The sequence below is a fragment of the Mesorhizobium alhagi CCNWXJ12-2 genome (assembly GCF_000236565.1).
Lineage (GTDB): Bacteria > Pseudomonadota > Alphaproteobacteria > Rhizobiales > Rhizobiaceae > Allomesorhizobium > Allomesorhizobium alhagi.
This window is the reverse complement of record NZ_AHAM01000058.1, coordinates 43,505-68,507: the sequence shown is the minus strand read 5'-3', so window position 1 is coordinate 68,507 and position 25,003 is coordinate 43,505. Positions and strand designations below refer to the sequence as shown.

The following is a 25,003-nucleotide window of genomic DNA, read 5'->3' as shown; positions in this document are numbered from 1 at the left end:
CAGCCGGGAGCCGCTAATCCGTTTCGAGGGCCATTATTTCGACCGGCGGCTGTCGCCGGCAAACCGGCAGCGTGCGCGGACGGACGGTCTCGCCTCGCCGTCGGCAGGCGCAGTCGCCAATCCGAGAACGCAGGCCGGACGCTGGGCGCTTCTCGAAAAAGCTTGCGCGATCGACGCCAAGGCCGCCAACGAGAGCGTGTCCTGGGGCATCGGCCAGGTGATGGGCGCGCACTGGGCCTGGCTCGGCTATGCCGATGTCGACGCGCTGGTGGCGGAGGCGCGCTGCGGCGTCGCCGGGCAGGTCCGGCTGATGGCGCGCTACATCGAAAAGGCCGGGCTTGCAGCGGCGGTATGCAGGCGCGACTGGGAAGCCTTCGCGCGTGGCTATAACGGGCCGCAATACCGGCGCTACGGCTACCACAGGAAGTTAGCAGCGGCTTACCACCGCTTCCGTGCTGAATCCGGCGAGCCCTTGCCGGAGAAAAGAAATACGACGCTCAGGATCCCGAAAAGCCCTGCCAGGAAAGCGCTTCCGGCGACGGCGATTCCGACGAAGACGCAGGCGGCCAGGCCAGTGAAGCCGCGCTTCTGGAACAGACTTGCTCGGACATTTTCAAGCTTCCTCGGGCGGGGCTGAGCGGCCCGCTTTCGTGGACTTGGCGGGATGCTTCTGCTAATCCCGGCTGAAATCCCGAACGGCAGAAGGCGCAAATGGCCAGCAAGACTGAAAAACTCCTGTCGCTCCTCGATGGCCAGCCGGTGATCCCTGTGCTGAAGATCGACAGGGTCGCCGACGCCGTGCCGCTGGCGCGGGCGCTTGCCCGCGGCGGCTTGCGCGTCATCGAGATCACGCTGCGGACCGCGGATGCGCTGGAATGCATCCGCCGGGCGGCGGGCGAGGTCGAGGAGGCTATCGTCGGGGCGGGCACCATACTGGATGCGCGCCAATTCGACGAAGCGGCGGCGGCCGGCTCGAAATTCATCGTCAGCCCGGGCGTCACGCGCGAATTGCTGGCCGCCGCGGGCGGCAGCGAGGTGCCGCTGCTGCCTGGCGCGATCACGCCGGGTGAGATCATGACGGCGCGAGAAGCCGGGCTCGATTTCCTGAAATTCTTCCCGGCCGAGCAGGCAGGCGGCGCAGCGTTCCTGAAATCGCTGGCCTCGCCTTTCGGCGGCATGAAATTCTGCCCGACCGGCGGCGTCAGCGCCGGCAACGCCAGGGACTATCTCGGCCTGCCCAACGTGATCTGCGTCGGCGGCTCGTGGGTCGCGCCCGACGACCTGGTGAAAGCCGGCAAATGGGACGCCATCGAGGCTTTGGCCCGGGAAGCCGCGACACTGCGCAAGGGCTGACGTTCTCGATTTTCGACGTCGTCAGGCGACGATCTTCCCCATCACTTCGATCTTGGGATTCCGGAATCCCATGGCGATCCACGCCCGAAGGAGCTTTGCGTAGAAGGACACGGTGTGGCTTTTCAGATTGGCGATGTCGTCCGGCAGCTTGGAAGCATCGGGCAGGTCGCCTGCCATCGTGCGCAACTCGGCTTTCGGCCGCGCCTCGTCCGGCCAGAGATGCAGATAGATGCTCAGCCAATGCGCGCCCTTCATCTCCAGGAACACCGGCGTATTGCAGCAGGTCGCGACAACGCGCCGCGAACCCGCATCGGCGGACAGCCGGAATTCACTCATGTGCTCCGCGCCGGACAGGATCCGGACGCGATCCTTGCGATATTCCGCACAAGGCGTCGCGCCGTAGGATGTAAGGATATTCCTTGCGCCGGGGAGGCTCGCTAGACGATCCGCAGCCGCCCTGCAGCTGTTGCACAGGCATTCGGACACAAGGATCGGTGCTCCCAGCACTTCCAGGCGCGTCCGTCCGCAGTTGCATCCGATAATCGTAGTTCCGCTCATTTTGCATCATGCTCCGCGATTTGAGACAGGTGGCCGGATGCTTGCGCATGGACCTTCGGGCGGCCGGCTCATCTGCTGCCGATCACCAGCCGGTTGCCCTCGCTGTCGCGAAATTCCGCGACCGTGCGTCCCGGCTGCCACGGAGCCTCCTGCGGTTCGGTGATGATCTCCACGCCTTTCGATTTCAGGAATTTGACGGTCGCCTCGACATCGTCGTCGACCAGCACCAGGACCGGCTCCGCCGATGGCGCGTCGTCGTTGCGCCTGACGAAATGCAATGCCGTCTCGGCGCCCGGGAATTTGAGTTCGATCCACCGCCACCCGTCCTTGCCCATCGGAGCGTCTGCGGCGACCTCGCAGCCGAAATGGTCGGTGTAGAACTTCTTGGCGCGATCCTGATCGAACACGGGAAGCTCGGCGAATTGTATGTGCATGGTGGGTTCTCCTGCTCGTTTCCAAGGGCGACGGCGACGAATTGCCTGCGCGCTCCCTCCTCTTGCTGAACATCGGAATGCAAACTGGACCGTCCAGTACCGCAGTTGCGCAAAACTAGACTGTCCAGTACCATAGAGTCAATCGGAGTTTGGTTCAGAGATTGGCGGTTTTCGTGGCGGATCTGGCTTCATCAAAAACACAGGAGGGAACCGATGCCCCGAACCGCTCCGCGCGCAAGCGCAAGGCGATCCTCGACGCGGCCACGGAGGTGTTTCTGAAGAGCGGTTATCTCGGCGCCAACATGGACGAGATCGCAGCGCTTTCAGGGGTGTCGAAGCAGACCGTCTACAAGCATTTCGCGAGCAAGGAGGCGCTCTTCATCGAGATCGTGACCTCGATGACCGACAATGCGGGAGACGTTGTGCGCGACGAAGTGGCCGAGCTCGACGAAGGCGGCGATGTGGCGGAATACCTCGTCGACTGCGCGTACCGGCAGTTGAAGGTGGTGCTGACGCCGCGCATCATGCAGTTGCGCCGCCTGGTGATCGGCGAGGTCAGCCGCTTTCCGGAACTGGCCAGGGTGCTCTACGAACGTGGGCCGGCGCGCGCATTGGCGACACTCGGGGCGATGTTCGAACGGCTCGCGGCACGCGGTCTGCTCACGATCGACGACCCTGCGGTCGCCGCTTCCCATTTCAACTGGCTGGTCATGTCCGCCCCGCTGAACCAGGCCATGCTGCTGGGCGACGAGGCGATACCGAAGCCGGCCGAGCTTCGCCGGCATGCGAAGGAAGGTGTGCGCGTGTTCCTCGCGGCGTATGGCAGGCGGTGACTGTGGCTATTGCGGTGACGGGGCGTCACGCGAAGGTCGCCCGCAAGTTGGCTGCGGAAAAGTGCTGGTAATCGTCCGATAAACCTTGACCTTGTCGATTTTTTCGACCAACTTGTTGGTTAGAAAAATCGACAAGGAGTCGTTTTATGCCTTTAGTAGAAACGAAAATCTACCGCGACCAATGGGACGTTGACCTGCGGCTGAGCCAGATGGGTCTTTCCCGGGCGAAGCTTCTCGCCGCAGTCGCGGTTGCGATTCATGAACGGTCAAACGCCACGCCGTTCCATCCAGTAAATGCCGCCGGGACGTTCGCCTATCAGCATGGCGTTTGGGCCATTCGAAACGAGTTCGTCGGTGGCATGTGGGTAGAAGATAGGACGGATGGTGTCGAAGGCATTCAAAACGATACTCTGAAAATCAAAGTGGCATTTTCGAATGTCGATCTCGCCTGCGAGGACGATCACGTTCCCAAGCCGCGCTCAAATAAAGGGCCTGGGGCTGAGCGAGCAAGCGGCGCAATGCTATTTGACGATTTGCCCCGCTATGCACCTGAGCCGGCGGACGGAGTAGCGCTCTATTATCTCATGATGGATGATGCTGGCGCGTCTGAGTTGACCCGCCCCGTGGTAAAGGCCGGCAAGTTTCGTAGTCCCATTGAGCGCATCTATCTCTCCAAGGGCGGAAGCGAAGAGGGCGACATCCTTCTTAGCAACAACGACGACGTGGCGAACGACTTCGACCCTCAGGTCGCCCGCCGATAACGGTAGCAGCATGTTCAATCCCAAGCGCCTCAACCTTGCCCGAAAACGGCGTAGGCTGACAGCAAAAGCATTGGCCGAAAAAACTGGCTTGGCTCAGGACACGATCTCGCGTCTCGAAGCGGGAAGCCATGAACCCGATGACGCCACAGTCGCAAAATTTGTTCGCGAACTCGGCTATCCAGCAGCATTCTTTTATGACGCTGATCCAGAAGACATCGACACTGGCGCGGTGAGCTTCCGGAGCTTCTCCAAGATGAGTGCTCGCGAACGAGACGCGGCCGTTGCGGCTGGATCGCTCGGGTTACAACTAAGCGCTTGGGTGGAGGACAGGTTCAGCCTACCGGCACCAAACCTCTTAGACCTGAGTTACGAGACGGACGCAGAGGCCGCAGCATTTTCGTTGCGGCAATTTTGGGGATTGGGTGAGCGACCGATTGGCAACTTGCTCGCGCTCCTAGAAACCAATGGGGTTCGCATCTTCTCGCTCTCAGAAAACACGGCATCGGTGAACGCCTTCTCGTTTTGGCGCGATGGCAAGCCATACGTGTTCCTGAATAATTTCAAGACTGCCGAGAGCAGCATCTTTGATGCGGCGCATGAGTTAGGCCATCTGGTCATGCACAAGCATGGCGATCCGAAGGAGACGCGGTCGGCAGAGCGTGAGGCAGACCGGTTCGCGTCTGCATTCCTTATGCCTGCGCGAGATGTGAAGGCACGAGTTTCGCGGATGGTCACGATAGACACTGTCTTGCGGGGGAAGTTCCGATGGCGTGTTTCCGCAATGGCGATGGCGTATCGCCTGAGTACTCTTCGATTGGTCTCGGACTGGCAGTACAAGTCAATTTGTATCGAACTCGGCAAGAGAGGCTACAGACTCGGCGAACCGAACGGGATCGAGAGAGAAACGTCGCCAATCTGGCACAAGGTTCTTACGCAGCTCTGGTCAGAAAGAACCACAAAGAATGACATCGCAGCGAGCCTGCATCTTCCGCTTGATGAGCTAGAGGGCTTGATCTGGAACCTTGCGGGTGCAGATCAACGTCCTGAGCGAAATGCGCCAAGCGCTATTCGTGCTATCAAATAGCTGACGTTTCGTGTGCTTTGAAATCGCATCGGACACATCTCATTTCTTCAGTGCCGACGCTCTGGATTCCGGGTTCCGCTCCGCGGCCCCGGAATGACGAGCACGGCGCCAATCAGTGTACGCTTCCCTCGATGCACAGATGAACAGCACGCTCAGAGTTGATGACGGTGTTTGGAGCGGCAACGTTTGTCACCAGTCCTGAAGCGCCGGAGACGGGCGCTTTTTCAGCTTGCGTCCGCCGCTACTGGAAGCGGGCGACCGACAGGAATTTGACGGCCTTGCCGGAGAAGCGGTTGGCGTCTGCCACCTGGTCGTCCTGCTGGAAGCCGGCGGTATAGACAGCGCGCGGCGCGGTTCGCACGATGTTGTAGGCGAAGGACGGCGCGGTCGTGTTCTGCCCGGCCGTGGTGACATAGTCGCTGTGCAGCACCCAGCGCGCGGCCTGCGGCTGAGCGGCTACCACCACCGGTTTCGGATCGGGCCTGGTGTCGCGGGCGCTCGGCCGCGGCGATTTGCGCGTCGTCTTGACGCCGGAATCCAGCGCCGAAGCCGCGTCGGTTCCAGCCGGACGGCTGGCGACGGCCGCACGCGGCGTCGTCGTGGCGAGTGCGGCGACACGGGCGCCGTTGGACTTGATGACCGCTTCAAGCGCGGCTTTCGAATCGGCCGGGACCGCACCTGTGCTGGCCGGCTCGGACCGCGCGGCGGGAACCGCGGCGAGGTCGAAAACGGCGTCGGCGTCGCTCGGACGGCCGGACGGCAACGGCGCGAATGAGCTCATCGGACCCTCGTCCGAAGCGGCCATGGCGAGCAGGACCGGAGCGGTCGCGACATCAGCCTTGGCGAGCACCGCAGCCGGCGGGGCGTAATCGGGACGGCGCGTCGGCAGCGGGATGCCAAGGGCAAGCTCGGCCTTGGCGGCAGGCGCTTCCTCCGGCAACGGCGCTGCTGCGGCCCCGAACGGAACCTGCTCGGCCGTGGCGGCAGGCGCTTCCTCCGGCAGTGGCGCTGCTGCGGCTCCGAACGGAACCTGTTCGGCTTCGGCCAATGCGGCGACGGTCAGGTCGACCTCGGCGTCGGGACGCGGCGCGAGCATCGGCACCGGAACGCTGCGCGCGGGCAGCGCGGCGATAATGGTTTCGGGCGTCTCCTCGCGCGGCTCCTCGGCCTCGGCGACCTGCGGAATTTCGGTGCGCTGCGCCTGGTCGGGCGAGACGATCTGAATGCCCGGCAGCTGCTTCTTGTCAGCCTGCCGGGGCTGCGGCTGTTCCGCCACGGCCTTCCTGGCGGGCTGGGGCTTCTCGGCCCGCGAGCTTGCGGCCGCAACGACGGCGACCTCGCCGCTGCTCTCTTCTTCCTCGTCCGCGCCGCCGCCGAAAATGGCCGCAAAGAGATTGGTGCGCTTGCTGCTGCTGGAGGAGCTTGCAAGCGCCAGCGCCGTGGCGCCGCTCTTGCTGCGCGCCTTGTAGGAAGCCAGCGCCGTCTCGAAACCGGGCAGCGGCTTGCCGTCGGTCGGCACATGCAGCGTCTTGCCATTCGGGAAGACGGAAGCGAGTTCGCTGCGGCTCATGCGCGGCCAGTGGCGGACATTGCCGACATCCATGTGGACGAAGGGCGAGCCCGAGCGCGGATAATAGCCGACGCCGCCGCCCTGCGCCCTGAGGCCGGTGTCACGCAGCTTCTTCAGGCTGACGCCCGGAATGTAGAAGTCCATCGCCTTGCCGAGCATATGCTGGCTCTTGTTGGCGACGCCCTTGGAGCGCTTGCGCAGCATCGAATTGGTGGCGGGCGAGCGGTAGGCTGAAACGACGTGGATATAGTCGCGCGCGCCGACCGCCTTGTAGGTTTCCCAGACAAGGTCGAGCAGGCGCGGGTCCATCCGGGTCGGCTCGTTGCGGCGCCAGTCGCGCAGGAAGCGGTTGATCTGGTTGAGGCCGGACTGATCGTAGCGCCCGTTGCGCTTGAAGGTGATCTCGGCCTTTTCCTTGGTGTGGATGTAATAGAGCTTAAGCGTCCGCGTTTCGGCGCTGGCGACGGGCGCCGCCATCATGAGAAAGCTGAGGGCGAGCATGAAAGCTGCAAGCCATTTCGGCCAGCCGGTCGATACGAGTCGCCGGGTCGTGTGTGGCTCGGTTCTGTTCAAATCAAAAGGCCTTCAGCCGTTTGTCCCCGGATTTGAAGCCCGGACGCGTGATTGTGACGTCCGAATATCGATCCTAATGGTTAATCACTGTTTATTGAAGTCGAAATGCGGCAGCCCCATGGCGATATCCCGGCAAAAATACCGAACGAAGTTCATGGTAAACGGCACCTTATAGCGCGTGGCTTACGCGGTGCTGGCCGGGCCTTTTCTCAGGAAGCGAGCTTTTCGGAGCGGCCCGTTTCGGGGTCGATCCCGTACTCCTTCAGCTTGCGGTAGAGGGTCGAGCGGCCGATGCCGAGCCGGCGCGCCACCTCGCTCATCTGGCCGTTGTAATGGTCGATGGCCATCCTGATCATTTCGAGTTCGACCTCGGCCAGCGAGCGGACATTGCCGCGCTCATCGAGCGCCTTCAATATGCCGAAACGGATTTCCGCGGCGGGCCGGAACGGCGTGGTCCTGTCCTCGGCTGGAGCCTCCAGCGGGGCGGCAGCGGGTTCGGGCTCGCCGCGGTCCAGATTGACGGTGCCCTCGACCTGCGCCCTGATCTGCGGGAATTCCTCCTCGGTCAGCGTATCGCCTTCGCACAGCACGGTTGCCCGGAAGATGGCGTTTTCGAGCTGCCTTATATTGCCCGGCCAGTCATAGGCCTGAAGCATGGACAAAACGCGGGCCGAAATGTCGGTGATGCGGCCGCGCGCCTCGGTGGGCGCGACGCGGCCCATGAAATGGCGCACGAGATGCGGAATGTCGTCGCGGCGGTCGCGCAGCGGCGGAACGAAGATCGGATAGACGTTCAGCCGGTAGAACAGGTCCTCGCGGAATTTTCCGTCCTTGACCTGCTGCAGGAGGTTGCGGTGGGTGGCCGAGATCAGGCGGATGTCCACCTTGACTGTAGAGCGCCCGCCGACCGGGTCGACCTCGCCGTCCTGCACCGCGCGCAAGAGCTTGACCTGCACGTCGAGCGGCAGGTCGCCGATCTCGTCGAGGAACAGCGTTCCCGAATGCGCCTCGACAAACTTGCCGGCATGCTTTTCGGTCGCGCCCGTGAAGGAGCCCTTCTCGTGCCCGAACAGGATGCTTTCGACAAGATTATCGGGGATGGCGCCGCAATTGACCGTGACGAAGGGTTTTGAACGGCGCTCGCCGGAGCCCTGGATGGCGCGGGCGACGAGTTCCTTGCCGACGCCCGATTCGCCCTCGATGAGGATCGGAATGTTGGAGGCGGCGGCCTTCTGCGCCAGCCTGAGCACGCGGTCCATGGCCGGGCTGCGGGTGACGATGTCCTTGAAGGAGAGCGTGCCGCCGCCGCGTTTGGAGGAGCGCTTCGCCTCCATCTCGCGCGCCTCGACCTTGAGCGCATTGTCGATCGCGGTGCGCAGCCGATCCGGCGAGGCCGGCTTGACGACGAAGTCGAACGCGCCGTTGCGCATCGCCAGCACCACGGTCTCGATGCCGCCCTGCGCCGTCTGCACGATTACCGGCAGATGGATGCCGCGCTCGGCCATGGCCTTGAGCACGCCTATGCCGTCCAGCCCGGGCATTGAGAGATCGAGGATGACGACGGCGACCGGACGGGCATCCGGCCCCTCCAGCAGCCTGAGCGCCGCCTCGCCGCCATCGGCGACGAGCGCCGAGTGGCCGAATTTCGTGACCGCAGCCTCGAGCAGCCGGCGCTGCACGGGATCGTCATCGACTATGAGTATGCAGGCTGCCATGAATGACATATTTGGTTAGGAGATGGCGGGTACGGGCGTTATTGCCGTCTGGATCATCCTGGCACAGGGTTCTAAATAAATGGCTTCGAAAAAGCCGGGGAATCGAGCGGTCGGGTTTACGCGGCGCATACCTGGAATCGGAAGGCGGACATCATGGCACTGAACCCCGGCGCAAAGGCCGCGGCCCTGGCGGCAAGCCAGGTTTCCTCCGCACTCGGAGACCTGCCTGAGTGGGATCTCGGCGATCTCTATCCGGGCATGGATGCGCCGGAGCTGAAGCGCGACCTGGCGAAGGCGGCTGAACAGGCCATCGCTTTCGAGGAACGCTGGAAAGGCACGCTTTCGAGCGAAGCCGCGCGCGGCGCCGAAGGCCGCCTTGGCGAGGCGCTGCGCGAATATGAGGCGATCGAGGAACTGGTCGGCAAGATCGCCTCCTATGCCGGGCTGGTCTATGCCGGCGACACTTCCGACCCGCAGCGCGCCAAGCTCTATGGCGACGTGCAGGAGAAGATGACCGACGCCAGCGCGCACCTGCTTTTCTTCGCGCTCGAACTGAACCTGGTGGACGATTCGCTGATTCTCTCCGCGCTCGACGCCGACCCCGCATTCGGCCACTACCGGCCATGGGTGCTCGACCTCCGGAAGGACAAGCCCTACCAGCTCGAGGACCGCATCGAACAGCTCTTCCACGAAAAGTCGATCACCGGACGCGGCGCCTGGAACCGGCTGTTCGACGAGACGATGACCGATCTGCGCTTCGAGGTCGGCGGCGAGGAACTGACGCTGGAGCCGACGCTCAACAAGCTTCAGGATCCCGACGGCGAGGTGCGCCGCGCCGCCGCCGAGGCGCTGGCGAAGACCTTCAAGGCGAATCTGCGCACCTTCACGCTGATCACCAACACGCTGTCGAAGGACAAGGAGATCTCCGACCGCTGGCGCGGCTTCGAGGACATCGCCGATTCGCGGCATCTGGCCAACCGCGTCGAGCGGAGCGTCGTTGATGCGCTTGCCATGGCCGTTCGCGAGGCCTATCCGCGTCTGTCGCATCGCTATTATGCGATGAAGGCGCGCTGGCTCGGCATGGAGACCATGAACCATTGGGACCGCAACGCGCCGCTGCCCGAAACACCGCAGGCGACCATCGGATGGGACGAAGCAAAAAACACGGTTCTGTCGGCCTATCACCGTTTTTCGCCGGACATGGCGGATATTGCGCGGAAGTTCTTCGACCGCCGCTGGATCGACGCGCCTGTGCGGCCCGGCAAGGCGCCGGGCGCGTTCGCGCATCCGACGGTGCCGTCGGCGCACCCCTATGTGCTCCTCAACTACATGGGCAAGCCGCGCGATGTGATGACGCTCGCGCACGAACTCGGGCATGGCGTGCACCAGGTGCTGGCCGGGGCGCAGGGGCCCCTCATGGCCTCGACGCCGCTGACGCTCGCCGAAACCGCCTCGGTATTCGGCGAGATGCTGACCTTCCGTTCGCTGCTCGACAAGACCAGCGACCGTCGGGAGCGCAAGGCCATGCTCGCCCAGAAGGTCGAGGACATGATCAACACGGTGGTGCGCCAGATCGCCTTCTACGAGTTCGAGCGCAAGGTGCATACCGAGCGCAAGAATGGCGAGCTGACCGCCGACCGACTCGGCCAGTTTTGGCTGGAGGTGCAGGCCGACAGCCTGGGCCCGGCGATCAGGCTGCGCGAGGGCTACGAGACGTTCTGGACCTACATACCGCACTTCATCCACTCGCCCTTCTACGTCTATGCCTATGCATTCGGCGACTGCCTGGTGAACTCGCTCTACGCCGTCTACCAGAACGCCGAACGCGGTTTTCAGGAGAAGTATTTCGACATGCTGCGAGCCGGCGGCACCAAGCATCATTCCGAGATCCTGGCGCCGTTCGGGCTCGATGCCACGGATCCGGCCTTCTGGCAGATCGGGCTCGGCGTCATCGGCGACCTGATCGACGAATTGGAAGCGCTGGAGTGAGCCAGGTCGGCGTTACCCTGCCCCTTAAGGGCAGGGCAATCGCATATAATTGGAATGAGGCGCTGGCGACTCCCTCCCCCTTGAGGGGAGGGATAGAGGGTGGGGGTATGAAGACAGCTTTCCTATCCGATTTGCCGCAAAAACAGGGTGGTTCGGAGGCGATCGGCGTGGTTTCTACCCCCACCCTCTATCCCTCCCCTCAAGGGGGAGGGGGTCGTCAGCGTCGTGCTTCATCCATATGCAACAGCACTGCCCACACGGGGGGAGATTGGCTGTCATTGACGTCTTCGCCAACTTTGACCGTCGCAGAATGGGCGGCGCCTGAGGCATCAACTGATCTCCCCCCTTGCAGGGGGCGCGAAGGATCACCAGCCCTCCCCGTTAGATGGCATTAGAATTGGCGACAATGTCCTCACCCTTCGTCCTCTTCCGCGACGACCCGGCCGGGCGCGAGGTGCTGTTCGAGCAGCCGCGCGAAATCATCGCCCCTGATACGGCGGAAAGTTTCTTCCCGGCGCTGGAAGCGGCGCAGGCCGCCCATGAATCGGGAAAGTGGCTTGCCGGCTATTTCTCCTACGAGGCCGGCTATCTGTTCGAGCCGAAGCTCAGGCCGCTTCTGCCTGAAGGCCGGCGCGCGCCGCTCTTCTGTCTCGGCGTGTTCGACGGCCCATCCGATACCTCCCCGCCCGACCGGCAAGCGCCGCCCAGCAACGGGCCGATCTTCGACGCGCGAGCAAGCTGGTCGTTCGAAGATTACGAAAAACGGTTCGCGCGGCTGCACCGGCATCTGCGCGAGGGCGACTGCTACCAGGCCAATCTGACCTTTCCGGTAAACGCGCAATGGTCGGGCGAGGCGCTCGCTGCCTTCAATGCGCTGACGGCGCGCCAGCCGGTAAAATACGGCGCGCTGGTTTCGCTGGGCGAGCCGCTCGTCCTGTCGCGCTCGCCGGAACTCTTCTTCGAGATCGACCGCGAAGGCTGGATCGAGACGCATCCGATGAAGGGCACCGCCCCGCGCGGCACGACGAAGGAGGAGGACGAGGCGCAGCGCGAGTTCCTGCGCAACGACCCGAAGAACCAGGCGGAAAACCGCATGATCGTCGATCTGTTGCGCAACGACATCTCGCTGATCAGCGAAGTCGGCACGCTCGACGTGCCGGAGCTTTTCCGCATCGAGACCTACCCGACCGTGCACCAGATGGTGAGCCGGGTGCGCGCGAAACTCCTGCCTGACCTGACCATCGCTCAAATCTTTGCGGCGCTGTTTCCGTGCGGGTCGATCACTGGAGCGCCGAAGATCCGCGCCATGGAAATCCTGCACGCGCTGGAGGGCAAGCCGCGCGACGTCTATTGCGGCGCCATAGGCTGGATTGCGCCGGACGGCACGATGCGGTTCTCGGTGGCGATCCGCACCATCTCGCTCTTTCCGGGCGGCGAAGCCGTCTACAATATCGGCGGCGGCATAGTGTTCGATTCCACCGTCGAGGAGGAATATGCGGAATGCCTTCTGAAAGCGCGGTTCGCGACGGGAACGGTGCCGGCTTCGAGCTGATCGAGACGCTGCGCTGGGAGCCGGCACGGGGCTTTGTGCGGCTGGAGCGGCACATGGCGCGGCTAGCAGCCTCGGCGCGCGAGCTTGGGTTCGACCTGTCGCCGGCCGGGATCGACCGCGCGCTTCGGGATGCAGTGGGCGGCGACGCGGCGCTGCGCGTTCGCCTGACGCTGGCACGAGACGGTAAGCCGGAGGTTACGACGCAGCCGTTCACGCCGCTCGCGCCGGACGTCGTCTGGGCGTTGCGAATTGCCGAAACGCGGCTGGACGCGAACGATCCGCTGCTGCGCCACAAGACGACGCGCCGCGCCGTCTATGATGCGGCACGCGCGGAATTTTCGCGCGAGGAGGCGGACGAGGTGATCCTGCTGAACCAGCGCGGCGAGGTCTGCGAAGGCACGATTACTAACATCTTTGCCGATATGGGCGACGGCGTCCTGCTGACGCCACCGTTGCGATGCGGCCTGCTGCCCGGCGTGCTTCGCGGCGAACTGCTGGAAAGCGGCAAGGCCAAGGAGGCAATGCTGACCGAGGAGGATCTGCGTCGCGCGAACGCGATTTTCGTCGGAAACTCGCTAAGAGGTCTGATCAGGGCGCGCCTGGGTTAGACAGCGCATTCTTCTCCACCCCCTCTGTCCTGCCGGACATCTCCCCCGCAAGGGGGGAAATTGGCCGCCACAAATGCCGCGACCACCTTGCAGCGCCGAAAGATTGGTGGCGGCAGCGAAGCCGCTAATCTCCCCCCCTTGCGGGGGAGATGTCCGGCAGGACAGAGGGGGCGGAGAAGAATGCGCAGTTGCGCAGATCGTCTCATTATCTTCTACCGCCGCGAGATAAAACGCGCTACGATTCCGCCATGACTTTAAGCAAGCAATTGACCCTTCGTCTTCCCACCGCCTTGAAGCGAGAGTTGGAAGATTACGCCCGAGCGTCCGGACAAAGCAGGTCCGCCGTGATCAGGGAAGCCATCGCCGCCCACGGGCCGCAGCAGAGAGACAGCCGTCGCGAGTCAGCAACTTTGGACATCGACAACGGCCAGTAACAACCCTGCCTGATCGCTTCCCCTCGAATGACCTTGACGGAAAGTGGCCATCACACGCTATTTTCACGTGCGTTATGAAGGGTGCTACTGTCCGAAACACATGTGATTTTGACCTCGTAGCAATGTCTCCCCTCCACACCCCCTATGACGGCTCATCAAAACCGTTCTCGATCGGCCTGAAGCCGCTGAACCTCGCCGAATGGATTGAGGTCGGCGACGATCTGGACATGTATCTGGCCGAGAAACGCCGGCTCTACGCGACAGTTCCCGACAAGGTTTTCGTCGAGGAGCCGGATACGCGGGAAGCGCAGCGCGAGGTGCTCGACCTCATCGAGGCGCATCTGGCCCGATATCATCCGGAGCTCCTCGAGCGGTTGAGAGCCGACACGCGGACCGGCGACGCGGCGGAGCCGCCGCTCCTCACCGCATCCCTGCTCGTCCCGGAAGACCTGATCCTGATGCGCAGAGGCGAGAACGGCTGGCGGCTGGCGGCGGGGTCGCTGTGCTTTCCGTCATCCTGGTCTCTGCGCGAAAAATTCGGGCGGCCGCTGCATGAAATTCACGCGCCGGTGCCGGGCTTCGGCGGCGGCACCCGCAATGCCGATCTGATAAGCCGCATGTTCGACAGCCTCCAGGGCCAGGCGGTGCTGCGCTGGAATTGGTCGCTGCAGGCCGGCAACGACCTTTACCTGCCGTTCTCGCACCAGGAGCGCGTCGACCGGGCGACATACCGGCCGTCAAATTTCTCGAGCGACGAGATCGCGGCTCAGGCCTTCATCCGCGTCGAGCGCCAGACGCTGCGCAAGCTGCCGGTTTCGGGCGACATTCTTTTCACCATCCGCATCCATCTCGACCCGCTGGCGACGATCGAAAAACATCCCAAGCGCGCCGCGCTCGCCGCGTCCTTTGCCGGTCAGCTCGAAGGGCTCGACGCGGCGCAACTGGACTATAAGGGCCTGACCGCCGACCGCGACAGGCTGGTGGCGGTGCTGCGGGGCTTGGCTCGGCGCTAACCAGCTTGGCGGTTTTCGCTTTATTGTGACGAGGAACTATGGTCTTCAACTCGACCACCCGTCGAGATGCACGCATAACGCGCGAACCAGGAGTGTCTGAAGAATGGCGAAAGAAAAATGGCCCGTCCACGGTGAAATTACCGGCCCGGTGGTGATGATCGGCTTCGGGTCGATCGGCCGCGGCACGCTTCCCCTCATCGAGCGCCATTTCAAATTCGACAAATCCCGCATGACGGTCATCGATCCGCGCGACGACGACCGCAAGCTGCTCGACGAACGCGGCATCGCCTTCCTGCAGGAGTCGGTGACCAAGAAGAACTACAAGAAGTTGCTGACGCCGCTTCTGACCGCGGGCGGCGGCCAGGGCTTTTGCGTCAACCTTTCGGTGGACACCGGCTCGGTCGACCTGATGCGGCTCTGCCGCAAGCTCGGCGTTCTCTACGTCGATACGGTGATCGAGCCCTGGCTCGGTTTCTACTTCGATGCCACGGCCGACAATGCCAGCCGCACCAACTATGCGCTCCGCGAAGCGCTTCTCGAGGAGAAGCGCAAGAATCCCGGCGGCGCGACGGCAATTTCCACCTGCGGCGCCAATCCGGGCATGGTTTCGTGGTTCGTCAAGCAGGCGCTGGTCAATCTCGCAAACGACCTTGGGCTCGAATTCGCCGAGCCGGCGGAAGGCGACCGCGAGGGCTGGGCGCGGCTGATGAAGCAGGCCGGCGTCAAAGGCATCCACATCGCCGAGCGCGACACGCAGCGCACCAAGAACCCCAAGCCGATGAACGTGTTCTGGAACACCTGGTCGGTCGAGGGCTTCATTTCCGAGGGGCTGCAGCCGGCCGAACTCGGCTGGGGCACGCATGAGAAATGGATGCCGAAAAACGCCCGCAAGCAGAAGAAGGGCTCGAAGGCCGCGATCTTCCTCGAACAACCGGGCGCCAACACGCGGGTGCGGACATGGTGCCCGACGCCCGGGCCGCAATACGGCTTTCTCGTTACCCACAATGAGGCGATCTCGATCGCCGATTTCTTCACCCTGCGCGACAAGAAGGGCAAGGTCTCCTACCGTCCGACCTGTCACTACGCCTACCATCCCTGCAATGACGCCATACTGTCGCTGCACGAGATGTTCGGGTCGGGCGGCAACGCGCAGCCGGTGCATCACGTGCTCGACGAGGACGAACTTGTCGACGGCGTGGACGAACTCGGCGTGCTGCTCTACGGCCACGCGAAGAACGCCTATTGGTACGGCTCGCAGCTTTCGCTCGCCGAGGCGCGCAAGTTGGCGCCCTACCAGAACGCAACCGGCCTGCAGGTCACCTCTGCGGTTCTGGCCGGAATGGTCTGGGCGCTGGAAAATCCTCAGGCAGGCATCGTCGAGGCCGACGAGATGGACTATCGGCGTTGCCTCGAAGTGCAGACGCCCTATCTCGGGCCGGTGAGGGGCTATTACACCGACTGGACGCCGCTGGAGGGCCGCCCCGGCCTGTTCCCGGAAGACCTCGATACGAAGGACGCCTGGCAGTTCCGCAACATACTGGTCCGGTGACTGAAAATGGCGGCGGCGACGCCGCCATTTTCCTTTCGGTGGATGCTACCGCGACAGGACCCGGATGCGGCTCAGGAACTCGCCGCGATCGACATAGCAGCCGCGCAAATGGCGGCGTCCGGTGTTGGGGTTGAACGCCTGCCGCCCGTGGAGCACGCGGCGATTGTCGAACACCGCCATCTCGCCGGCTTTCAGCCGGTAGGCGATCATGAACCGCTCGCTGCGGATCATGCCCATGAGCTTTCGATAGGCAGCGTAGAACGATACCGCCTTCTCTGAAGGAAGGTCGATGACGTCGACCAGATGCGCATTGAAGCGCAGTTCGGTGACTTCGCCTCTGCTGTCGGTGACGATCACGGGAAACCGGCCCCTGATATCGTAATCCGCGTCATGGAACCGGAAGGGAATCTCGACTTCGCACAGCAGGCGATAGGCCTCCGGGTCCTCGTCCTTCAGCGCCGCCGCGACGGCGAACCCGTCGGCGAAGGTCGATCCGCCGCCTTCCGCCCCGTTGGAAACGCAATGCAGGAACTGGTAGCCGGGCGGCACCTCCTGATTGGCCAGGTCGGTGTGCAGCGGCAGTGCGACGGGCGTATAGGCGAGGTTGTTGGGATTGGGCATGGAAACAACTTCGAAAATCGTGCCGAAATTGGTCTGCCTGAGGAACGCGATCCGTTCCGCCACGAGCCTGCCCGCTTCGGGGTCGTCGTCGAGGCCGTCCACGATGGAAAGGCCGAATGCGGCAGTGGCCTTGAGCCAGGCAAGCAGGGCGTCATCGTCCTTCATGAGCGCCGGCGCGGCACGGCGCGGGACAGCCTCGAAGCGGAGCGATCCGTCCCAGAGCCGGGGGGCGATGTCGGCCGGGTCGTCGCGTGCGCGGCCGGGCCGATGGGCGTCGAAGAAACCCGCCGGCAGCAAGTCCTCGGCGGTATCGTTCGACCAGGTGATGGCGACGCCGTTGCCGGTCGCCTCGACCCGCAGCGGCTGGAGCGAGGGCTCGACGCTGGTCAGGTCGAAAATCCGCTCCTCGGTTTGGGGATGGAATGACGAAGGCGCGTTGTCCTTCAGCCAGAGCCACGGATAGGAAACGGTTTCGCCGGACGCGAAGGTGACGGCAAGCCCGGCCTCCCCGGCATTCACGGAAAGCATGGTGTTCATGGTGATGTCTCGTCAGCTGGAATTCACTTCTCTCGGATGAAAAAAGCTCATTCCGCCCGCGGCGGCGGCCACCACAGGCTCGGCTTGCCATAACGGTGCGATCCGGGATTGCGATTTGGTTCGGTGAGCATCGGGGTCGCTTCCGTTCGCCGGGATGCTAGTCTTCGCGCCTGAAGCTGCAAGCAGAATATTTGCGGGGGGGCGCGGGACCGTGACAAATGCGAAACAGTTTTCGGGCAAACCCGGCCAGGCGGGACCTGAAAACGGCGAGCGCCTTGATTTTCCGCGTGCGCCAAGCGACACAATCACGATTTGAAAAGAGAGGGATGATCGCCATGGTGCGCAAACTGTTTTCCGCGGCTGCCATTGCCGCTGTGGCGGCGAGCCTCGCCGGCTGCATGACCGGCGGCCCCGGCGGCGGGGGACCATTGGCCGCCGCCCCGACGGGCGTGGAAGGCGAATGGTTGAGCACCGACGGCGTCGCCGTGTCGCGCTTCTCGGGCGGGGTGTTCCAGACTTCGGCTCTCGATACCGGCAACAAGCTTGCCGACGGCAGCTACCAGATGGTGGACAACCGGAACGTCGCGATCACAGTCAGGTCGCTCATTCGCCAGACGACCTCAAGCGTCAATTGCGCCCTGGTCGCCTCCAACCAGCTCAATTGCACGAGCTCCACCGGCCAGCAATTCGTGCTGACGAGGCGTCCGGCGGTCGGCTGACGTTAGCCGCTGGAGGCGGCAGGAATGGCGGTCGTCATTCTTTTCGCCCTCATTTGCGTCATCGTGCTTCCGCAGATCTGGGTGCGGTTCACCATAGACCGGCACGGGACCGACCGTCCGGATCTGCAAGGCACGGGCGCAGAACTTGCACGCCACCTTCTCGATCGCTTCGACCTCGCCGACGTCAAGGTTGAAACGACGGACCGCGGCGACCACTACGATCCGGATGCCAAGGCAGTGAGGCTGCTGGCCAAGCATCATGACGGCCGCTCTCTTTCCGCCGTTGCGATCGCAGCGCACGAAGTTTCTCATGCGCTTCAGGATGCGCGCGGCGAGCGCCTGCTGGCGTTGCGTCAGCGCCTTGCCAGGTTTACCGCCATCACGGATCGGATTGCCGGCATCTTTTTCATAGCTGCTCCCTTGCTCGCCGCCCTTACGCGAACGCCCATGGCTTTCTTTGCGGTGCTCGGAATTGGCATTGCACTGCTGGCAGTTCGTGTCCTCGTCAACCTTGTCACATTGCCCGTGGAGATGGACGCCAGCTTCTCCAAGGCGCTGCCCATTCTGGAGAAAGGCCGCTATGTCGACGCCGCATACATGCCGGCCATACGAAGCGTCCTGCGCGCAGCCGCATTTACCTATCTTGCGGGCGCACTCATATCGTTGATCAACCTTGCGCGCTGGATAAGGCTGCTGCGATAACGGCATCTGGCAACGGACGGAAATTCATGGCCTCCCATTTCGACGACCTTGAAACGCGAGACCCCGCCGAGCGCGAGGCGGCGCTGCTTGCAGCGCTTCCCGGATTTTTGCGCAAAGCGACAGTGGCAGCGCCCGGCCTGGCCCGCTGGCTCGGCGATATCGACCCGGAGGCGGTGACGAGCCGCGCGGAGCTCGCTCGCCTGCCGGTGCTCAGGAAATCCGAACTGATGGAATTCCAGCAGGGCGATCCGCCCTTCGGCGGCTTCGCCGATCCGGCGGCATTGCGGGGCAACCGCGTGTTCCACTCGCCCGGCCCGCTATGGGAGCCTGAACTCGGCGCCGAAGTTGCGGAAAACACCGCCCGCGCCTTCTTCGCTGCCGGCATTCGCGCCGGCGACATCGTCCACAACAGCTTCGCCTATCATATGACGCCGGGCGGCTTCATACTCGACGCCGGCGCACGCGCGCTCGGCTGCACCGTGTTTCCCGCCGGCGCCGGCAACACCGACATGCAGGTCGAGGCCGCGGCGGCGCTGAAGCCCTCGGTCTATTGCGGCACGCCGGATTTCCTCAAGGTGATTCTCGACCGCGCCGCCGAGACCGGCAAGGACCTGTCCTCGTTCAAGTTGGCGCTGGTGTCGGGCGGAGCGTTGTTTCCCTCGCTGCGCGCCGAGTATTTTTCGCGCGGGATCCAGGTCTTCCAGTGCTACGCCACCGGCGAATTCGGCGTCATAGCCTATGAAAGCGCTGCCGCGGACGGCTCGCCCAATCCGGGCATGATCCTCAATGAGAAGCTGATCGTCGAGATCGTCCGACCCGGCACCGGCGACCCGGTCGCCGAGGGCGAGGTCGGCGAGATCGTCGCGGCACCGGCTTCGACGCCGGCTATCCGCTGGTGCGGCTCGGCACCGGCGACATGTCGGCGATCCTTCCCGGCCTGTCGCCCTGCGGCCGGACCAACGCCCGCATCAAGGGCTGGATGGGCCGCGCCGACCAGCGCACCAAGGTCAAGGGTATGTTCGTCGATCCGGCCCAGATCGCGGCGGTAGTCCGGCGGCACCCAGAGATAGCCAAGGCCCGCCTGGTGGTCGCCCGCGACGGCGACCGCGACGCGATGGTGCTGCATGTCGAGGCAGCAGGCGGAGCAGCGCCCGATCTTCCCGCCGTCGAAGCTTCGCTGCGTGAAATCACCAAGCTCGGCGGCGCGGTTCGCCTGGCGGCGCCCGGCTCGCTCGCCAATGACGGCAAGGTCATTTCCGACGAGCGCGACTACAGCGCCTGATTGCACTGGAAGGTCCCACCAAGGCCCGGGATTCCTCTTGCATCCGGCAAACCGCAATGTGAACATGGTTTGGGGACCGTCTCGCAGAGCGGTCGAGGGAGTCGCGTTAGCGCTCCGACAGGGGATCACTCGGGAGACAGAAATGAAGAAGTTCGCCGCCATCGCAGCCCTATCCGCATCGGCAGTCGCCATGTCGGCGGGCGCTTCCTTTGCCGACTACACGCTGAACATCCTGCACATCAACGACTGGCACAGCCGCATCGAATCCAACAACAAATACGAATCGACCTGCTCGGCCGAAGAGGAAGGCAAGGGCGAGTGCATCGGCGGCGCAGCCCGCCTGGTCACAGCGATCGCCGACCGCCGCAAGGCGCTCGAAGGCCAGAACGTGCTGCTGCTGAATGGCGGCGACAATTTCCAGGGCTCGCTGTTCTACACCACCTTCAAAGGTGCGGTCGAAGCCGAATTCCTGAACCTGATGAAGTTCGACGCCATGACCGTCGGCAACCATGAGTTCGACGACGGCGAAGATGCGCTGGCGCCGTTCCTCGACGTGATCAAATTCCCCGTGCTCTCCGCCAATGTAAGCGCCAACGCGCAGTCGAAGGTCGGCGACCGCATCGAGCCGTCGATCACGCTCGACGTCGGCGGCCAGAAGATCGGCATCGTCGGGGCTGTCACAAACGACACGCCCGAAGTCGCCGCGCCCGGCCCGAACATAACGATCGAGGACGACATCAAGACGATTACCGCCGAGGTCGAGAAGCTGAAGGCCGCAGGCGTCAACAAGATCATCGCGCTCACCCATGTCGGCTATCCCCGTGACAAGGAGCTTATCGCCAAGATTCCGGGTGTCGACGTGGTGGTGGGCGGGCACTCGCACTCGCTGCTTTCCAACACCGATGACAAGGCCGAAGGCCCCTACCCGACCATGGTCGACAACCCCGAGGGCTACAAGGTTCCGGTGACGCAGGCCGCGTCCTATTCCAAATATCTCGGCGAGTTCACCGTGACCTTCGACGACAATGGCGTCGTCAAGGAGGCCAAGGGCGATCCGCTCTACCTGGACAATTCCATCAAGCCGGACGAGGCGGTACTGGCGCGCATCAAGGAACTCGGCGCGCCGATCGAGGAGTTGAAGAACAAGGAGGTCGCCGAGACCACCGCCCCGATCGACGGCGGCCGCGAAACCTGCCGCGCCAAGGAATGCGAGATGGGCAATCTGATTGCCGACGCGATGATCGACCGCACCAAGGACCAGGGCGTGACGATCGCTATCCAGAACGGCGGCGGCATCCGCGCCTCCATCGACGCCGGCAAGGTGACGATGGGCGAAGTGCTGAACGTGCTGCCGTTCCAGAATACACTCTCGACCTTCCAGCTGACCGGCAAGGACCTCAAGGCCTCGATCGAAGCCGGGCTTTCCGAGATCGAGGAAGGCAAAGGCAAGTTCCCGCAGGTTGCCGGCCTGAAATATTCCTTCGACAAATCGGTCGCGCCGAACGAGGGGCGGCTTAAGTCGCTGGAAGTGATGGAAGGCGGCGCATGGGCGCCGATCGACGAGGCCAAGACCTACACGATCGCCACCAACAATTTCGTGCGCGGCGGCGGTGACGGCTACAAGCTGTTCGAGGAGAACGCGCAGAACGCCTATGATTACGGCCCGAGCCTGGAACAGGTGGTCGCTGACTATCTCGCGGCCAACCAGCCCTACACGCCGAAGCTCGACGGGCGCATCACGGAGATAGCGGCCGCAGCGGCAGCACCGGCAGCGGAGCCTGCGCCGGCGGCGGAAGCTCCGAAGGCCGCTGAGGCCGCCCCGGCGGCAGAGCCTGCCCCGGCTGTCGCCGCCGCTGAACCAACCCCCGCGCCCGAAGCCGCGATCAAGCTGCCCGATTTGCCGGCCGCCTCCGGCGAGATCGCAGCGGCCGCGCCGAAGGTCGAAGCCGCGCCTGAAACCGCAGCGGCAGCGCCTGCCGCTGAGCCCCCTCCCGCGGGCCCGGCCGCCACTTCCGGTTCGGCCGGTTTCGCGGGCTCGGCGGCCGGAGCGGGTTCAGCGGCAGGGGCCGCAGGGGGGGGGGCCCCCCCCCCTGCCGCTGAGCCCGCTTCCGCGGCCGAGGCCCCAAAACCGGCCGACGCGGAAGGGGGGGCGACCCCTGGCCGGGGCCGAGCCTGCAGCGGCGGCCACGTCCGACAGCCATGTTGTCGCTCCCGGCGACAATTTCTGGGATATCGCCGAGAAGATCTACGGCGACGGCTTCAAGTGGAAGGGCCTCGCCGAGGCCAATCCGGAATACAAGCCGGAGGCGCTGCCGATAGGCGTGACGCTGAAGGTGCCGCCGGCAAGCTGAGCGTTTCGGCTACGATGAAGGAGAGCCCGTCCGGAACGCCCGGGCGGGCTTTTTTCATGGCGAGGTGCGGCCAGACGCAGCATTGTATTCCACGGCCACCCGGCTAGGTTCCCGGCCGTTACCGGAGAAGCGCTGAATGGATGCCGCGAAAACCAGCAAGACATCGAAAGCCGAGGCAGGCAGGCAGTTGCCGGTCGCGCATCCGGCGCTGAAATCTCCAAAGATCGGTGTCATGCTGGTCAATCTCGGCACGCCCGACGGCACCGATTTCGGCTCGATGTGGCGTTATCTCAGGGAATTCCTGTCCGACCCGCGCGTCATAGAGCTGCCGCGCATCGCCTGGTACCCGATCCTCTACGGAATCGTGCTGAACACCAGGCCGACGAAATCCGGCGCGAACTATCGCAAGATCTGGAACCGGGAGCGCGACGAATCCCCGCTGCGCACCTATACGCGGGCGCAAAGCGAGAAGCTTGCCGAGGCGTTGCGCGACGAGCCGCAAATCGTCGTCGGCTGGGCGATGCGCTACGGCAACCCGTCCACGAAAAGCGTGGCCGATCGCCTGGTGGCGCAGGGCTGCGACCGCCTGCTGGTCCTGCCGCTCTATCCGCAATACTCGGCAACGACGACTGCAACCGCCAACGACAAGCTCTTTGCCGCCCTTGCGAAAATGCGCCGGCAGCCGGCTGTCCGCAGCGTGCCGGCCTATTACGACGATCCAGTCTATGTCGATGCCGTCGCCCGCTCGATCGAGACCCACCTCGTCTCTCTCGATTTCGCGCCGGAGGTGGTCATCGCCTCCTATCACGGGATCCCTAAACCCTATTCCGACAAGGGCGATCCCTATTACTGGCACTGCCTGGAGACGACGCGGCTGGTGCGCGAGCGGCTGGGCTGGGGAGAGGAAAAGCTGATCACCACCTTCCAGTCGCGTTTCGGCGCGCAGGAATGGTTGCAGCCCTATACCGACAAGACTGTGGAAAGGCTCGCTCGGGAAGGCGTGAAGTCGATCGCAATCGTCAATCCCGGTTTCTCGTCGGATTGCATCGAGACCTTGGAGGAGATCGCGGTCGAGGCCCGCGAAATCTTCCTGCATGCGGGCGGCGCGAACTTCGCCCACATCCCCTGCCTCAACGACAGCCCCGGCGGCATGGCGGTGATCGAGGCCCTGGTGCGCCGCGAATTGTCAGGCTGGATCTGAGAGTCTGCCGTCCAGTGCGATTCAACCAACAATTGACGGCAGCGCGATTGTAACCGCGCAATTTCCCACTTAGATGTTTGCGGGACGCTGGCCCTGAGCTGTTGCGAAGGCCGCGCCGGGCAACACAGGGGGAAGCTTCATGCCGTTCACTGGCCTCGACATCATCATTCCGGTCCTCGTTATCCTCGTCCTGCTGGTGCTGTTCACCGGCATCAAGACGGTCGGCCAGGGCTACAACTATACGGTCGAGCGCTTCGGCCGCTACACCAAGACGCTGACGCCGGGCTTGAACCTGATCATTCCTTTCATCGACCGGATCGGCGCCAAGATGAACATGATGGAGCAGGTGCTGGACGTGCCGACGCAGGAGGTCATCACCCGCGACAACGCCATCGTCGCGGTCGACGGCGTGGCTTTCTTCCAGGTGCTCAACGCGCCGCAGGCGGCCTATCAGATAACAAACCTTCAGAACGCGATCCTCAATCTGACCATGACCAACATCCGCTCGGTCATGGGTTCGATGGATCTGGACGAGTTGCTGTCCAACCGCGACACCATCAACGACCGCCTGCTGCGCATCGTCGACGAGGCGGCGAGCCCGTGGGGTATCAAGATGACCCGCGTCGAGATCAAGGACATCAACCCGCCGGCCAATCTGGTCGACTCCATGGCCCGGCAGATGATGGCCGAGCGCACCAAGCGGGCCCAGATCCTCGAGGCCGAGGGCCTGAAGCAGGCGCAGGTTCTGGAGGCCGAGGGCCGCAAGGAAGCAGCTTTCCGCGACGCGGAGGCGCGCGAGCGCGCGGCCGAGGCCGAGGCGCGCGCCACGCAGGTCGTTTCCGAGGCGATCGCCAAGGGCGACGTGCAGGCGCTGAACTATTTCGTCGCGCTCAAATATACCGAGGCGATGGCCAAGATCGGCTCCGCCAACAACAGCAAGGTCGTGCTGCTGCCGATAGAAGCCGCTTCGCTGATCGGCTCGCTGGGCGGCATCGGCGCAATTGCGCAGGAGGTCTTCCGCAACGAAGGCACCGCGGGCGCGCAGCGCCAGGCGGCGAGGCCGCCGGTGGTGCGGCCCGACCAGGGTTGAGGATAGCGGCAATGCTCGAAAGCATTTTTGTCGAACTCGGACCTTGGAACTGGATTGTTCTCGGCTTCGCGCTGCTCGCCTTGGAAATTCTCGTTCCCGGCGTTTTCCTGCTTTGGATCGGCATTGCCGCGCTGATCATCGGCGCGAATTCGCTGCTGATGTGGGATGCCGCGTTCTGGACCTGGCAGGTGCAGGTCATCTCCTTCCTCGCGCTGGCGCTGGTCTCGGCCTATGTAGGCAACAGGGTCATGGGAGGCAGGAACACGGTGAGCGACCAGCCGCTGCTCAATCTGCGCGCCGAACAGCTGATCGGGCGTACCGCCACCCTGACCGAGCCGATCCGCGAGGGACGCGGGCGTATCCAGCTCGGCGACACGCTTTGGCGGGTGTCGGGACCTGATTTGCCGCCCGGCACGCGTGTCCGGGTCAAGGCCGCATCGGATTCGGAACTGATCGTCGAAGCGATCTGAATTT

General features: G+C 63.8%; 22 protein-coding genes and 1 pseudogene. 18 read left to right on the top strand and 5 right to left on the bottom strand.

The window, feature by feature from the left end:
• Both MAXJ12_RS08560 and MAXJ12_RS08555 read left to right on the top strand, forming a co-directional pair.
• Window positions 1-637: N-acetylmuramidase family protein (locus tag MAXJ12_RS08560; protein WP_008835422.1), on the top strand; the 637-nt coding region annotated here is incomplete at its 5' end.
• Window positions 638-711: 74 nt separating this feature from the next.
• The gene (locus MAXJ12_RS08555) at window positions 712-1,353 is read left to right on the top strand and encodes a 2-dehydro-3-deoxy-phosphogluconate aldolase (protein WP_008835421.1); all 642 of its coding nucleotides are present in this window, start codon (window positions 712-714) and stop codon (window positions 1,351-1,353) included.
• A 21-nt stretch (window positions 1,354-1,374) separates the two neighbouring features.
• Here the strand turns inward: MAXJ12_RS08555 and MAXJ12_RS08550 are convergent, their stop codons facing one another.
• Both MAXJ12_RS08550 and MAXJ12_RS08545 read right to left on the bottom strand, forming a co-directional pair.
• A complete protein-coding gene (locus MAXJ12_RS08550; protein ID WP_040585448.1) occupies window positions 1,375-1,911 on the bottom strand; it encodes a GFA family protein in 537 nt (178 codons plus the stop codon).
• Window positions 1,912-1,979: 68 nt separating this feature from the next.
• Window positions 1,980-2,345: a VOC family protein gene (locus tag MAXJ12_RS08545; protein WP_008835419.1), complete on the bottom strand. Its 366-nt coding sequence runs from the start codon at window positions 2,343-2,345 to the stop codon at window positions 1,980-1,982.
• Window positions 2,346-2,518: 173 nt separating this feature from the next.
• Between MAXJ12_RS08545 and MAXJ12_RS08540 the strand changes: the two genes are divergently transcribed.
• From MAXJ12_RS08540 to MAXJ12_RS08530, 3 genes are all read left to right on the top strand, one after another.
• Window positions 2,519-3,178 carry a TetR/AcrR family transcriptional regulator gene (locus MAXJ12_RS08540; protein ID WP_040585468.1) on the top strand — a complete coding sequence of 220 codons (660 nt, stop codon included), beginning with the start codon at window positions 2,519-2,521 and terminating at the stop codon, window positions 3,176-3,178.
• Window positions 3,179-3,324: 146 nt separating this feature from the next.
• A complete protein-coding gene (locus tag MAXJ12_RS08535) occupies window positions 3,325-3,939 on the top strand; it encodes a hypothetical protein (protein ID WP_008835417.1) in 615 nt (204 codons plus the stop codon).
• A gap of 10 nt (window positions 3,940-3,949) precedes the next feature.
• A complete protein-coding gene (locus tag MAXJ12_RS08530; RefSeq protein WP_040585446.1) occupies window positions 3,950-5,023 on the top strand; it encodes a helix-turn-helix domain-containing protein in 1,074 nt (357 codons plus the stop codon).
• A 241-nt stretch (window positions 5,024-5,264) separates the two neighbouring features.
• Here the strand turns inward: MAXJ12_RS08530 and MAXJ12_RS08525 are convergent, their stop codons facing one another.
• Together MAXJ12_RS08525 and MAXJ12_RS08520 are read right to left on the bottom strand one after the other, a co-directional pair.
• On the bottom strand, window positions 5,265-7,094 hold the full coding sequence (locus tag MAXJ12_RS08525; protein WP_008835415.1) for a peptidoglycan L,D-endopeptidase MepK: 1,830 nt from the start codon (window positions 7,092-7,094) through the stop codon (window positions 5,265-5,267).
• 281 nt (window positions 7,095-7,375) lie between these two features.
• Window positions 7,376-8,881, bottom strand: a complete 1,506-nt coding sequence (locus tag MAXJ12_RS08520; RefSeq protein ID WP_008835414.1) for a sigma-54-dependent transcriptional regulator — start codon at window positions 8,879-8,881, stop codon at window positions 7,376-7,378.
• 153 nt (window positions 8,882-9,034) lie between these two features.
• Here MAXJ12_RS08520 and MAXJ12_RS08515 point away from each other — a divergent pair, with 153 nt between their 5' ends.
• The 6 genes from MAXJ12_RS08515 (at window position 9,035) to MAXJ12_RS08490 (ending at window position 16,026) form a co-directional block, all read left to right on the top strand.
• Window positions 9,035-10,870, top strand: coding sequence for a M3 family oligoendopeptidase (locus tag MAXJ12_RS08515; RefSeq protein ID WP_008835413.1), 1,836 nt, complete (start codon window positions 9,035-9,037; stop codon window positions 10,868-10,870).
• Window positions 10,871-11,276: 406 nt separating this feature from the next.
• Complete coding sequence (locus tag MAXJ12_RS08510; RefSeq protein WP_008835412.1) at window positions 11,277-12,422, top strand: aminodeoxychorismate synthase component I; 1,146 nt, start codon at window positions 11,277-11,279, stop codon at window positions 12,420-12,422.
• Entirely contained in the window at window positions 12,371-13,030 is a 660-nt protein-coding gene (locus tag MAXJ12_RS08505; protein WP_008835411.1) for an aminotransferase class IV family protein, read from the top strand. Before MAXJ12_RS08510 ends, MAXJ12_RS08505 begins: the two co-directional genes overlap by 52 nt.
• A gap of 149 nt (window positions 13,031-13,179) precedes the next feature.
• A complete protein-coding gene (locus MAXJ12_RS39980) occupies window positions 13,180-13,464 on the top strand; it encodes a ribbon-helix-helix protein, CopG family (RefSeq protein WP_085983896.1) in 285 nt (94 codons plus the stop codon).
• Between the two features lie 122 nt (window positions 13,465-13,586).
• Complete coding sequence (locus tag MAXJ12_RS08495; RefSeq protein WP_008835409.1) at window positions 13,587-14,477, top strand: heme-dependent oxidative N-demethylase family protein; 891 nt, start codon at window positions 13,587-13,589, stop codon at window positions 14,475-14,477.
• Between the two features lie 103 nt (window positions 14,478-14,580).
• A complete protein-coding gene (locus tag MAXJ12_RS08490) occupies window positions 14,581-16,026 on the top strand; it encodes a homospermidine synthase (protein ID WP_008835408.1) in 1,446 nt (481 codons plus the stop codon).
• 45 nt (window positions 16,027-16,071) lie between these two features.
• On the opposite strand, the gene MAXJ12_RS08485 is transcribed toward MAXJ12_RS08490, so the two are convergent.
• The gene (locus MAXJ12_RS08485; RefSeq protein ID WP_008835407.1) at window positions 16,072-17,184 is read right to left on the bottom strand and encodes a TauD/TfdA family dioxygenase; all 1,113 of its coding nucleotides are present in this window, start codon (window positions 17,182-17,184) and stop codon (window positions 16,072-16,074) included.
• Window positions 17,185-17,510: 326 nt separating this feature from the next.
• Here MAXJ12_RS08485 and omp10 point away from each other — a divergent pair, with 326 nt between their 5' ends.
• The 7 genes and pseudogenes from omp10 (at window position 17,511) to MAXJ12_RS08450 (ending at window position 24,999) form a co-directional block, all read left to right on the top strand.
• Complete coding sequence (gene omp10, locus MAXJ12_RS08480) at window positions 17,511-17,903, top strand: outer membrane lipoprotein Omp10 (RefSeq protein WP_008835406.1); 393 nt, start codon at window positions 17,511-17,513, stop codon at window positions 17,901-17,903.
• Window positions 17,904-17,927: 24 nt separating this feature from the next.
• Window positions 17,928-18,605 carry a zinc metallopeptidase gene (locus MAXJ12_RS08475; protein ID WP_008835405.1) on the top strand — a complete coding sequence of 226 codons (678 nt, stop codon included), beginning with the start codon at window positions 17,928-17,930 and terminating at the stop codon, window positions 18,603-18,605.
• A 26-nt stretch (window positions 18,606-18,631) separates the two neighbouring features.
• Window positions 18,632-19,887, top strand: a pseudogene (locus MAXJ12_RS08470) (phenylacetate--CoA ligase family protein).
• A gap of 142 nt (window positions 19,888-20,029) precedes the next feature.
• Entirely contained in the window at window positions 20,030-22,345 is a 2,316-nt protein-coding gene (locus MAXJ12_RS08465; RefSeq protein WP_008835404.1) for a bifunctional metallophosphatase/5'-nucleotidase, read from the top strand.
• A 29-nt stretch (window positions 22,346-22,374) separates the two neighbouring features.
• A complete protein-coding gene (gene hemH, locus MAXJ12_RS08460) occupies window positions 22,375-23,439 on the top strand; it encodes a ferrochelatase (RefSeq protein WP_008835403.1) in 1,065 nt (354 codons plus the stop codon).
• Between the two features lie 139 nt (window positions 23,440-23,578).
• Entirely contained in the window at window positions 23,579-24,529 is a 951-nt protein-coding gene (locus MAXJ12_RS08455) for an SPFH domain-containing protein (RefSeq protein ID WP_008835402.1), read from the top strand.
• 11 nt (window positions 24,530-24,540) lie between these two features.
• Window positions 24,541-24,999, top strand: a complete 459-nt coding sequence (locus MAXJ12_RS08450; protein ID WP_008835401.1) for an NfeD family protein — start codon at window positions 24,541-24,543, stop codon at window positions 24,997-24,999.
• The last annotated feature ends 4 nt before the right edge of the window (window positions 25,000-25,003 follow it).